Source organism: Bacteroides caccae, assembly GCF_002222615.2.
In the GTDB taxonomy this organism is placed as follows: Bacteria; Bacteroidota; Bacteroidia; order Bacteroidales; family Bacteroidaceae; genus Bacteroides; species Bacteroides caccae.
In genome coordinates, this window is sequence record NZ_CP022412.2 from 3,864,662 (window position 1) to 3,877,628 (window position 12,967).

The 12,967-nt window shown below is 43.8% G+C and carries 11 protein-coding genes; 9 read left to right on the plus strand and 2 right to left on the minus strand.

Translation table 11 applies throughout. The annotated features are described in order from the left end of the window. The first annotated feature begins 25 nt into the window (after nt 1-25). The 9 genes from CGC64_RS15935 to CGC64_RS15975 all read left to right on the plus strand — a co-directional run bounded on the left by CGC64_RS15935 (nt 26) and on the right by CGC64_RS15975 (nt 9,551). The gene (locus CGC64_RS15935) at nt 26-508 is read left to right on the plus strand and encodes a cytidine deaminase (RefSeq protein ID WP_005678595.1); all 483 of its coding nucleotides are present in this window, start codon (nt 26-28) and stop codon (nt 506-508) included. A 2-nt stretch (nt 509-510) separates the two neighbouring features. After that, a complete protein-coding gene (locus CGC64_RS15940) occupies nt 511-1,350 on the plus strand; it encodes an AraC family transcriptional regulator (RefSeq protein ID WP_005678594.1) in 840 nt (279 codons plus the stop codon). A gap of 86 nt (nt 1,351-1,436) precedes the next feature. Further along, complete coding sequence (locus tag CGC64_RS15945) at nt 1,437-2,018, plus strand: DUF417 family protein (protein WP_005678592.1); 582 nt, start codon at nt 1,437-1,439, stop codon at nt 2,016-2,018. Between the two features lie 99 nt (nt 2,019-2,117). Further along, entirely contained in the window at nt 2,118-3,491 is a 1,374-nt protein-coding gene (locus CGC64_RS15950; RefSeq protein ID WP_032855372.1) for an FAD-dependent oxidoreductase, read from the plus strand. Nucleotides 3,492-4,138: 647 nt separating this feature from the next. Continuing rightward, nucleotides 4,139-5,791 (plus strand): ABC-F family ATP-binding cassette domain-containing protein, encoded by a 1,653-nt coding sequence (locus CGC64_RS15955; protein WP_005678589.1) that lies wholly within the window; start codon nt 4,139-4,141, stop codon nt 5,789-5,791. 80 nt (nt 5,792-5,871) lie between these two features. Beyond that, nucleotides 5,872-6,666 (plus strand): NAD(+) diphosphatase, encoded by a 795-nt coding sequence (gene nudC / locus CGC64_RS15960; protein WP_259888791.1) that lies wholly within the window; start codon nt 5,872-5,874, stop codon nt 6,664-6,666. A 6-nt stretch (nt 6,667-6,672) separates the two neighbouring features. Beyond that, on the plus strand, nt 6,673-7,236 hold the full coding sequence (locus CGC64_RS15965) for a Crp/Fnr family transcriptional regulator (protein WP_005678585.1): 564 nt from the start codon (nt 6,673-6,675) through the stop codon (nt 7,234-7,236). A gap of 82 nt (nt 7,237-7,318) precedes the next feature. Continuing rightward, the gene (locus CGC64_RS15970) at nt 7,319-8,410 is read left to right on the plus strand and encodes an acyltransferase family protein (protein ID WP_032855370.1); all 1,092 of its coding nucleotides are present in this window, start codon (nt 7,319-7,321) and stop codon (nt 8,408-8,410) included. Continuing rightward, a complete protein-coding gene (locus tag CGC64_RS15975) occupies nt 8,379-9,551 on the plus strand; it encodes a DUF418 domain-containing protein (protein ID WP_005678583.1) in 1,173 nt (390 codons plus the stop codon). Before CGC64_RS15970 ends, CGC64_RS15975 begins: the two co-directional genes overlap by 32 nt. A gap of 356 nt (nt 9,552-9,907) precedes the next feature. On the opposite strand, the gene CGC64_RS15980 is transcribed toward CGC64_RS15975, so the two are convergent. After that, nucleotides 9,908-11,653, minus strand: a complete 1,746-nt coding sequence (locus CGC64_RS15980) for a phospho-sugar mutase (RefSeq protein ID WP_005678581.1) — start codon at nt 11,651-11,653, stop codon at nt 9,908-9,910. A 132-nt stretch (nt 11,654-11,785) separates the two neighbouring features. Then, the gene (locus CGC64_RS15985; protein WP_005678580.1) at nt 11,786-12,961 is read right to left on the minus strand and encodes a 6-bladed beta-propeller; all 1,176 of its coding nucleotides are present in this window, start codon (nt 12,959-12,961) and stop codon (nt 11,786-11,788) included. Between the last annotated feature and the right edge of the window lie 6 nt (nt 12,962-12,967).

A 12,967-nucleotide genomic window follows, 5' to 3' on the forward strand; every position in this document is an offset into this window, starting at 1 on the left:
TGTAGAAACCAATCCCCTAACGTATATGAGAGACCTCACAATTACCGCAATTATTAAAGTATATCAATATGATGAGTTGAATGAGGCCGACCGGGCTCTTGTGACCACTGCCAAGGAAGCAACCGCACGCAGCTATGTCCCTTATTCGCATTTCTCGGTGGGTGCAGCCGCACTGCTGGGCGATGGAACTGTGGTGTCCGGCACGAATCAGGAAAATGCCGCATATCCGTCGGGACTCTGCGCGGAACGTACCACACTGTTCTATGCCAACTCCCGATACCCCGACCAGCCCGTCATCACACTTGCTATCGCCGCCAGAACGGAGAAAGACTTTATTGATAATCCGATTCCTCCCTGCGGTGCCTGCCGCCAGGTGATTCTCGAAACGGAGAAACGCTACGGGCAACCGATCCGCATTCTGCTTTACGGCAAAGAATGCATCTACGAAATTAAAAGTATAGGCGACTTACTGCCGTTATCATTTGACGCATCAGCTATGGAGGATTAATTATGCTGCAACAATATCACACAAAACTTAAAGGAACACTCGCGCTTACGGATTCTTATCAGACAGAGAAGACACTGCAAAAAGAAAAAGGACTCTACAAGTTTATATGGGTGCGCAAGGGAAGTATCACGGTGGAAATCGACCACCAGGAAATGCTGATGTCGCAGGATGATGTGATTTCACTGACACACCTGCAACATCTTGAGTTCAAATCAATCGACGGGGAATATACAACTTTACTGTTCAACAGTAATTTCTATTGCATCTACGGCAATGACCATGAGGTGTCGTGCAGCGGTTTCCTCTTCAACGGTTCGTCCCACCTTGTCCGCTTCACCCTCAACGAGCAGGAACGCCGGCAACTGAACGATATCACCGTAGCCATGGAGAACGAGTTCACCGTTTCGGACAGCCTTCAGGAAGAAATGCTGCGCATCCTTCTTAAAAGGTTTATCATCCAATGTACCCGGATAGCCCGTCACCGGTTGGACATTACACGGGAAAAGGAATCCGGCTTCGAGATTGTCCGCCAGTACTACAATCTGGTGGACGAGTATTACAAGACTAAGAAACAGGTGCAGGACTATGCCGATATGTTGCACAAATCACCCAAAACCCTGTCGAATATCTTTTCTACGTGCAAACTGCCTTCCCCACTCCGTGTGATTCATGAACGGGTGGAAGCGGAAGCGAAACGCCTGCTGCTGTACAGCAGCAAAAGTGCCAAAGAGATAGCCGATATTCTGGGGTTTGAAGATCAGGCTTCTTTCAGCCGTTTCTTCAAAAACATGACGGGACAGAGTGCCGTGCAGTTCAGAAATGAGCAGATTGGGAAGAATTGATAAGTAATGCGGCAGTATTGCCATTTGGAGGTTATGAGGAAAGCGCGACCTTTGCGGTGTAAGTTAAACTCATAAACGACAACAATATGAAAGAAAAATTTATCGCATTACTGACCTTCACATCAAGTCTGAGAAATTTTGGTACCAAGTTTATCCGTGTAGCCATTCTAGTCGTATTCGTATGGATAGGCGGGCTGAAGTATTTCCACTACGAAGCCGACGGGATTGTTCCGTTTGTAGCCAACAGCCCGTTCATGAGCTTCTTCTATGCAAAGGAAGCGCCGGAGTACAAAAACTTCAAGAATCCGGAAGGTGCTCTGGTACCCGAAAACCGTGCATGGCACGAAGCGAACAACACATATACTTTCTCCTACGGACTGGGAGCGCTTATCATGAGTATCGGTATTCTGGTGTTCTTGGGCATCTTCTTCCCCAAAGTGGGACTGGTGGGCGATTCGCTCGCTATCATCATGACGCTCGGTACACTTTCGTTCCTCGTCACCACGCCGGAGGTCTGGGTACCCAACCTGGGGAGCGGAGAATTCGGTTTCCCGTTACTGTCCGGTGCAGGACGGCTGGTGATTAAAGATATCGTCATACTGGCAGGTGCAGTAGTGCTTCTATCCGACTCGTCACAACGTGTACTCAAAACATTGAAAAAAGACTAACCTCACTACTTTTGAATTCCTTAACTTCTCGAAACGACGAAAACAAATAATTCATCTCACTGTTATATAGTTGAATATTAATCGTTAATGAAAGAAGTTATGAAACAATATGATGCAATCATTATAGGGTTCGGCAAAGCAGGAAAGACTCTTGCTGCCGAACTTTCAAACCGCGGCTGGCAAGTTGCCGTCGTGGAACGTTCAAGCATGATGTATGGAGGAACGTGTCCCAACATCGCCTGTATCCCGACGAAAACGCTCGTGCACGAAGCCGGCATTGCCGCCTTGCTCTATCACGATGATTATCCGAAACAGGCGAACTTATACAAACAGGCTATCGGCCGGAAAAACAGACTGACGTCTTTCTTAAGAAACAATAATTATGAAAGGTTAAGCAAACGTCCCAATGTAACGGTCTACACGGGAGAAGGTTCTTTCGTTTCGGCTAATATCATCAAGGTGGCGCTGCCGGAAGGGGATATCGAACTGCAAGGGAAAGAAATCTTCATCAATACGGGTTCCACACCGATTATTCCGGCAATAGACGGGATTAAGGAGAGTCAGAAAGTATATACGAGCACTACTCTTTTGGACTTGAACGTGCTGCCTCAACGCCTGATTATCGTGGGCGGAGGATATATCGGACTGGAATTTGCTTCGATGTATGCCGAGTTCGGGAGCAAAGTTACCCTTCTCGAAGGAGGCAACCGGTTCATGCCCCGCAACGACCAGGATATAGCGAACAGCGTGAAAGAGGTGTTGGAAAAGAAAGGGATAGAGATTCATCTGAATGCCCGTGCACAGTCTATCCATGATACGAATGACGGTGTGACGCTGACTTATTCGGACGTATCCGACGGCACTCCTTATTTTGTAGACGGCGACGCTATCCTTATCGCAACCGGGCGAAAGCCTATGATTGAAGGATTGAACCTGCAAGCAGCAGGTATAGGGGTGGATGCTCACGGGGCTATCGTGGTGAATGACCAGTTACGCACAACCGTCCCTCACGTTTGGGCAATGGGTGATGTGAAAGGCGGAGCGCAGTTTACCTATCTCTCATTAGATGATTTCCGGATCATCCGCGACCAGCTTTTCGGAGACAAGAAACGGGACATCGGAGATCGTGACCCTGTTCCTTATGCCGTATTTATCGACCCGCCATTGGCTCATATCGGACTTACCGAAGAAGAAGCACTGAAAAGAGGATATTCTTTTAAGGTTTCCCGTTTGCCGGCTACTTCTGTGGTACGTTCGCGCACGTTGAAACAGACAGACGGCATGCTGAAAGCAATTGTAAACGACCATAGCGGAAAGATCATGGGGTGTACACTGTTTTGCGCCGAAGCCCCGGAAATAATCAATATCGTTGCCATGGCGATGAAAACAGGACAACATTATACATTCCTGCGGGATTTCATCTTTACGCATCCTAGTATGAGTGAAGGCTTGAATGAATTGTTCGATATATAAGAAATAGAATGGTAAAGAAATAAAGGAAGATATAGACTATAAACCAGTTGATTAGTAATAAACTTCCTCTTGCCTACTCACAAACTTATCCCGGACGAATACTAAACTTATCAAACCCTAACAATAAACTATAAACGAAGCTTTTGTTTTTATAAATGCAACCTGCGTTTTTATAAATGAAAGCTTCATTTTTATAAATACAAGTTGCGTTTATAGATTACCACCAATAGAAAGAAACTTTAGTCCCTAATGCTCAGAACTTTGTCGTTAACTCAGAAAAACTTCTCCATTCACGTTCCGGACTACCGAAACAGAGCCTCTAAACAGGGCAGACAAAGGTTCTGATTCAGCAGAACAGAAGGTCTGAATTGAGTAAATGGAGCCTCTGAAATAACTTTTCTACTGAAATAGAATAGGATTCTTCCCCAAAAGTGCTATCTTTGCGCCCAAGTTAAACTATATACTTACCGCAATGAGAATTTCCAAGTAAGACAACACTTCTAAGTAAACATCACTTTTCTTATATGCTTTTTCCTCGTTGTTAAGCATCACGGAATCCGTGTTGTTTAGCCGGTATTGTGTTTGTCGCCCCCTGCCCCGTGATTATTCTTTCACTATTTCTTTCACTTCAAACCCAATAGACAACCATGCCTATAAGTATTCAACAAATCAGCTATATCCACCCGGATAAAGAAGTATTATTCAGTGACCTCAACTTTGCCATTAGTAAAGGACAGAAACTGGGATTAGTCGGTAATAACGGCTGCGGGAAATCTACCCTGCTGCAAATTATTGCCGGACAACTATCACCGTCTTCCGGCGTTATTGTCCGCCCGGACGACATTTATTACATCCCCCAACATTTCGGACAATATGATTCGCTGACCATTGCCCAAGCCTTGCGGATAGACCGCAAGCAACAAGCCCTGCAAGCTATCCTGGCAGGAGATGCCTCAACGGAGAATTTTAACCAGTTGGACGATGATTGGAATATCGAAGAACGTTCCATTGCCGCTCTTGACTCATGGGGATTAGGGCAGTTTCCCCTGTCCTACCCAATGCATTTGCTTAGCGGCGGAGAAAAGACCCGTGTTTTTCTGGCAGGTATGGATATTCATAATCCCTCTGTCATACTCATGGACGAACCGACCAATCATCTTGATTCGTCGGGCCGACAACGTTTGTATGACTGGGTAGAGAAATGTCACTCTACGTTGTTGGTCGTGAGCCATGACCGTACCTTGCTCAATCTTCTTCCCGAAATATGTGAATTGGAGAAACATCAACTCACTTATTATGGCGGAAACTACGAATTCTACAAAGAACAGAAAACTCTGATGCAGGAAGCCTTGCAACAGCGTATCGAAGAAAAAGAAAAAGCACTGCGGATAGCATGCAAGGTAGCCCGTGAAACAGCCGAACGAAGAGACAAACAGAATGTACGCGGTGAGAAAGCTAATATTAAAAGAGGTGTTCCGCGCATTGTACTAAATGCATTGCAGGGAAAATCAGAAAAAAGTACCGGCAAACTTAACAGCGTGCATCAGGAGAAAGCCGACAGACTGACAGAAGAACGTAACCAACTCCGGGGTTCTCTCTCTCCAACGGCTGCGCTTAAAACAGATTTCAACGGTTCTTCCCTGCACACCGGAAAAACGTTAATTACGGCAAAGGATATCAACTTCGGTTATCATTCTGCTCCGAACGACAGCGATAGCCAAAGCGATAACGAACCTTCCGAAAATAACCTGCCGGAACAACTGCTTTGGCAAACTCCCGTCAGTTTTCAGTTAAAGAGTGGCGACCGCCTCCGCATAGAAGGGACCAACGGCAGCGGAAAGACTACTCTCTTGAAAATCATCACCGGACAACTTCAGCCACAGACAGGAACACTCACACGGGCAGATTTTTCTTATGTTTATCTGAATCAGGAGTATTCTATCATCGACGACCGGAACAGTGTCCTTGAACAGGTTTACGCTTTCAACAACCGCAATCTGCCGGAACATGAAATAAAGATCATCCTGAACCGTTACCTGTTTCCCGCTTCCGAATGGGACAAGTCCTGCCGGAAATTAAGCGGCGGCGAGAAGATGCGGCTCGCTTTCTGCTGCCTGATGATCAGCAACAACACACCGGATATGTTTATTCTGGACGAGCCGACCAACAATCTGGATATACAGAGTATCGACATCATCACTGCGACTATCAGGAACTATACAGGTACCGTCATAGCCATTTCGCACGATAATTATTTCATTCGGGAAATCGGTATCGAACAGCGTATTGTATTAAGTTAATCCATTGACATTTTATCAGACAAAGTATTAAATATCAATACAGTTTTTTATACCTTCGCAGCGCGAAGCAAAAGAAGAAGATTAAAATGAATGAAACAACGCAATCATGGTGGTTCGTCTTTTATAAAGACCAGCTATTACTTGAGAAGAAAGAGAACGGCGCATTTGCTCTTCCTTATGGAGAAATTCCGCCTATCACTATTAAAGAAAAAACGACGGTACATACTATCACAACATTAGAGGGAAAGACTTGCAAGTCTTTCTCCCTCTCCTCGCCTTTTGAAGAATCGGCACAGTATGTAATGACCGGACTTCGTGCCTCTTATGATTATCTACCGCTATCTCACTATCAGGCAGCAGGAAAAGCGCATGAGATTCTGCACTGGGACCGGAACAGTCGTTTCTGTTCTGCCTGCGGCACTCCTATGGAACAGAAAGAGGACATCATGAAACGTTGCCCGAAATGCGGACGGGAAGTATATCCTTCTATTTCTACTGCAATTCTCGTCTTAGTAAGAAAAGAAGATTCATTGCTCCTGGTCCATGCCCGTAACTTCAAGGGAACGTTCAACAGCCTCGTAGCCGGATTCCTGGAGACGGGCGAGACATTAGAGGAGTGCGTAGCGCGTGAAGTGAAAGAGGAAACGGGACTGGATGTGACGAACATCACCTATTTCGGCAATCAAGCATGGCCTTATCCCAGCGGATTAATGGTTGGTTTCATTGCAGATTATGCCGGAGGGGAAATCAGGTTGCAGGAGGAAGAACTGAGTTCCGGAGACTTCTACACACGGGACAACTTGCCGGAACTTCCCCGAAAGCTGAGCCTCGCACGAAAGATGATCGACTGGTGGCTGGAATGCTCTCACAAATAATCGGCTATGGAAAACATCATCAAAGGTATCCGGCAATATTATCCGGTATCGGACAGTTCTCTGGAGGTTCTTTTCAGTCACATGGAAAAGCTGGAACTTCCTAAAAAACACTTACTGATACGCGGTGGTGTAGCAGACCGTCACGTCTACTTTATCGAAAAAGGATTTTGCCGGTCTTATTGTTTACACGACGGCGAAGAAATCACGATCTGGTTTTCACGCGAAGGTGATATCACTTTTGCCATGAAAGACTTGTATCACGACGAACCGGGATACGAATATGTAGAATTGTTGGAGGACTGCGAATTATATGCCATACGTATCGAAGACTTGAATCGGATTTATGAAACCAACATCGAGATTGCCAACTGGGGACGGATTATTCATCAGGAATGCCTGCTATATATGGATATGCACCATATCAACCGGCTCTATCTCCCGGCTAAGGAACGTTACGAACAACTCTTGCGTGAACAACCCGATGTCATTCACCGTGCCCAACTGGGGTATATAGCTTCCTTTCTTGGCATGACTCCCCAACATCTTAGCCGTCTGCGTTCCGAATCCTAAGTTCTTTTTTAATCTATGTGAATTTTTATCTCATAAGAAAACACTACTTTTGCAGTCGAATACAAAAAAACTGATAAGTATCGTGATTAACACATTAACTTCTTTACGGATATTCTTTGCCCTAATGGTATTTGGGGCGCACTGCTACGTCATTGATTCAAGTTTCGATGCTCATTTCTTTAAAGAAGGGTTTGTCGGAGTCAGTTTCTTTTTTGTGCTCAGCGGTTTTATTATTGCTTACAACTATCAGGAGAAGTTATTGGAAAAGACCGCTACCAAACGAACATTTTGGGTAGCACGCCTCGCCCGCATTTATCCCTTGCATTTACTGACATTATTAATTGCCGTATGCATAGGAGGATACGTTCAATATAGCGGCACGGCAGACTGGATAAAACACTTTGCCGCCTCCACCTTTCTCCTACAACCGTTCTTCCCCTCTGCCGACTACTTCTTTTCATTCAACAGTCCTTCGTGGAGTTTGGGATGCGAACAGTTGTTTTATTTCTGCTTTCCTCTGATTGTTCCTTTCTTGCATACCAAAAGAAGTCTGTTTATCACACTGCTCATCTGTCTTCCAATTATGCTGGCAGGCATGTATCTGACCAACGAGGAGCAAATCAAAGCATACTGGTATGTAAATCCATTCACCCGCCTGCCTGACTTTTTCGTAGGTGTCCTGCTTTACCAGTTCTACCGGTCATTATGTAATAAAAAACTTTTTTATTCCACCGGAACTTTATTAGAGGCAGGAGCCGTTGCCTTATTTTTACTGTTCTTCCTCTGCGCCGCAGACATTCCTAAAGTCTATCGCTATTCTTGTTATTACTGGTTACCCGTCTCGCTAATCATTCTTATATTCGCCTTACAACAGGGAGGCATATCCCGATTGCTATCCAACCGGTTCTTAATCATAGGCGGAGAAATCAGTTATAGTTTCTACTTGATACATTTGTTTATCATAGATACATATATGCGAATGTCCGCCCACTATCATTGGCAGATACAATGGACAATAAGTGTCCCCGTCATTCTCTGCATCACCATTATACTCAGCCTGCTTTCTTTTTATTATTTTGAAAAGCCTGCCAACAAATGGGTAAAACGAATATTCACTAAAAAAACAATCATAAATCAACCCCATGGAATTATCAACAAAAACACCGCGAATTGAAGTAGTAGACGCTCTCAGAGGTTTTGCCGTAATGGCTATCCTCTTGGTACATAACCTGGAGCATTTCATTTTCCCCGTCTATCCGGAAAGTTCTCCCGAATGGCTTACCATTTTAGATGCCGGAGTATTTAATGCAACATTCTCATTGTTTGCAGGAAAATCATATGCTATCTTCGCCCTGCTTTTCGGATTCACTTTCTATATCCAATCGCACAACCAGCAGTTGAAAGGAAAAGACTTCGGCTACCGTTTCTTATGGAGAATGGTATTGCTTGCAGGCTTTGCTACTCTCAATGCTGCCTTTTTTCCGGCAGGAGATGTGTTGCTTCTGTTCGTTGTGGTCGGCATCGTACTGTTTATCGTACGCAAATGGAGTGACAAAGCTATTTTAATCACTGCTATCTTCTTCTCACTACAACCGATTGAATGGTTCCACTACATTATGAGCCTTTTCAATCCTGCCTATACCCTGCCCGACTTAAATGTCGGAGCGATGTATGCTGAAGTAGCAGCTTATACCAAAGGTGGAAACTTCTGGGAATTCCTGATAGGTAATGTCACCTTGGGACAGAAAGCCAGTTTGTTTTGGGCTATCGGCGCCGGACGTTTCTTACAGACTGCCGGACTTTTCCTATTCGGCTTGTACATCGGACGCAAACAGTTATTCGTCACCACCGAATCTCATTTGAAATTTTGGGTAAAAGCGCTCATCATTGCTGCTATCAGCTTCGCACCTCTTTACTCTTTGAAAGAGCAAATCATGCAGAGTGACAACAGTCTGATTCAACAGACAGTGGGTACCGCTTTTGATATGTGGCAGAAATTCGCGTTCACTATCGTATTGATTTCCTCCTTCATCCTACTGTATCAGAAAGCTAAGTTTCAAAAAGCTGTTTCCAGCCTCCGCTTTTACGGCAAGATGAGTCTGACAAACTATATTTCCCAATCTGTTCTGGGTGCCATTATCTATTTCCCATTCGGATTTTATCTGGCTCCTTACTGCGGATATACTCTAAGCTTGATTATAGGTATTGTTCTTTGTATCTTACAGGTTCAGTTCTGTAAATGGTGGCTGTCCGGACATAAACAGGGACCATTGGAGACGATATGGCATAAATGGACTTGGATAGGGAGCAAATAAAAAAAGTAACCGTTAGAAAAGAATAAAGCCAAAAAGCAGGCCACGAAATACACACAAACTACAAACGAACAACTTACGAAAATGAAACTTAGCGTATCACTCTAAAGCATCAACAAAAGTGTGTATATCCGTAGCCTGCGTGCTTAAATTGAGATGATGCCAATACAACAAGATTCCCGGAAGAATGATTAGAAAGGGGACTTAAAGAATGCAAAGGAAATGAAAGAACTGTACTAAACCGGCTTGAATAGTGGGAAACAGATGCAGGACAGATATAAAGAAGCGCCTCCACAATCTTCGAAAAGACTATGGAGGCGCTATTTATTATTTATTCTGAACTATCAGAAGAAATAGGATCAGATACCCAATGACTTCTTCACTGCTTCAATCTTTTCCATTGCAGCAGACTCGGCAGAAGCATAACAGTTACGGCAACCCATTTCACCTTGTACTTCCATATAGAATTTGATCTTCGGTTCTGTACCTGAAGGACGAACAGAAACTTTGCTGCCGTCTTCTGTGAAATATTGCAGGACATTAGACGGTTCCGGCATATCAATAGCAGTTACATTACCTTTATCGTCTGTTTGTTTCAAAGTCTTGTAGTCTTTACTCAGAATCACTTTCGAACCACCCAATTCTTTCGGAGGATTAGCACGGAAGTTTTCCATCATAGCTTTGATTTCTTCAGCACCACTCTTGCCCGGTTTCACTACGTTCACAGTAAATTCTTTAGAGAATCCGTATTCTACGTAGATATCCAGCAACAATTGATACAATGACTTACCGTTATCTTTTGCCCATGCAGCAACTTCTGCAATCAAGCAGCAGGCTGATACCGCGTCTTTGTCACGAACGAAGTCTTCGGCAAGGAAACCATAGCTCTCTTCACCGCCTCCAATGTATTTCTTCTTACCTTCACGCAGACGGATTTCACGTGCAATCCATTTGAATCCGGTGTAGCAGTCGAGCATTTCAATGTTATTCTTATCAGCAATCTTCTTGATAAGTTCCGTAGTTACGATTGTCTTCACACAGAACTCATTACCTTTAATCTTACCTAGTTGTTTGTATTGAGTGAGAATATAGTAAAGATACATCATACAAGTCTGATTACCGTTAATCAGCACCCATTCACCTTTATCATCCTTACAAGCGATACCTACACGGTCTGCATCCGGGTCGGAAGCCATAACGAGGTCTGCATCAATTTCTTTAGCCAGATTCACAGCCATAGAAAGAGCTTCGGCATTTTCCGGGTTCGGAGAGATGACAGTCGGGAAGTTACCGTCCTTAATCATCTGTTCGGGAACAGTAAACACATTTTCAAATCCCCACATCTTCAAAGCATGCGGAATCAACATCATACCTGTACCGTGAATCGGAGTATAAACAATCTTCATGTCTTTGTGGCGAGCGATTGCTTCCGGATCAATAGAAACTGTCTTCACCATGTCCAGATAAACTTTGTCTATATCTTCACCGATAATCTGAATCAAATCCGGATTGCCTTGGAATTTGATATCAGCAGCAGAGGCAATAGCGTTTACTTCGTCGATGATACCTTTATCGTGCGGAGCCAGTACTTGCGCACCGTCATCCCAGTATGCTTTGTAACCATTATATTCCTTCGGGTTGTGAGAAGCAGTCAGGATGATACCGCTCTGGCAACCGAGGTGACGGATAGCAAAAGACATTTCGGGAGTAGGACGCATATCGTCGAACAGATATACTTTGATACCGTTGGCAGAGAAAATATTGGCAGAGGTCTCCGCAAACAAACGGCTGTTGTTACGGCAGTCGTGACCAACCACAACAGAAATCTGCGGCAGATCTTTAAAGTTCTTCTTCAAATAATTAGAAAGACCTTGTGTAGCGGCACCTACCGTATAGATGTTCATACGGTTGCTACCTACGCCCATGATACCGCGTAAACCACCGGTACCAAATTCGAGGTCTTTGTAGAATGCTTCTATTAATTCGGTTTTATCATCGTTTTCCAACATTCGCTTCACTTCAGCCTGAGTTTCAGCATCGTATGCCGGGGTCAACCATTTTTCGGCTTTTTCAGTGACCTGTTTAATAAGTTCCTGATTTTCCATTTCGATTATTGTTTATTGGTTAATGAATTATTACTATCTATTTCTTGAGCACACAAATGTAAAATAATAAGTTTATAAATCCTACATTTTTCCTCAAAATAATAACCGTAAGAATACATTTACCGGCTCTATTCAGTTAAAATGATACAGCACTAAAACATAAATATCATCTCTTGTCAAGCAAGAGGCCGCTTCACATGCCCGCCCCTGTAAATTTCCTTTCCGATAGTACTGCATAAACTCCCGGGAATGAATAGAAGACGCACCGGCATATTTCGGAAAACTTCCGTTCATATTATCTATCTCAACCGGCAGTTCAGGGATAAAATCACTATTGACCAACACCGGAGTAAAGATCTCCTTTTCGCGGTAATCGTAGACAAACGAGTCTCCGTCCAACTTCTTGATATTCCGTCTATACACTTTCTCTATCACATCCAAAAACAGAAAACGCCTGCTACAAGCTGAAACTGACATTAACTTCAAAGGAAAAGTAGAACGGGGAGCCGGAGTACGTACCAACAAAGGTTTCGCTCCTTCTTTCCCATAAGAAAAAACGGTGTCATTGGAAAATTCGGATAATATCACTTCATCACCATTCTTCAACAATGGCTTTACGGAAAACATACAGGAAATTACCCCTTGCCTGTCTCCATTCCTTAGTCGGATGCGAAAGCGGTTCGTAATACGATACTTTACATGAAAAGGCAAAGGACGCATTCCTCCGTCAGTTTTCGACATTAAATAATAATAAGTTCCTTTTTGGACAGGATTATCTACATCTTCCCTTCCGTCGTTAAATATCAATGAATCTTTATCATAATCAAACACCTGTTCGAAAGACATATCATAGGGAAGATTCAACGTACGCTTATAGTTGCCGGACAGGCTATAAACCTGGATTTTGAAAACTGAACCGACTACATATATTTCTTCACGTTCTTCATCTACAAACACCGAGAATATATAATAATATTGTTCTTTTTGCTGTCCCTGATGATTAAAACGATAACGAAGTTTTCCGGTTGCCCGTTCAAAAACCATAATTGTCTGCTGCCAATTATAAGCTACTACCCAATGGGGCGAAACACTCGCTGAAGTCAGACTATATCTATCTAATGAATCCGCCCCGACTGTATACAAAGGAATATATTCAGGACTCGCCACCTCTGCCAAATCCAGTTTCTTTTCAGGATAAGCAGCATTCAAATCTATCACTGGCAACGTTTGTTCCACCGATACCGCCACATCCGAACGTTTACATCCTACCAGCAGACACAAGGAGAAAAAGAACCATATAATCTTCATCTACGT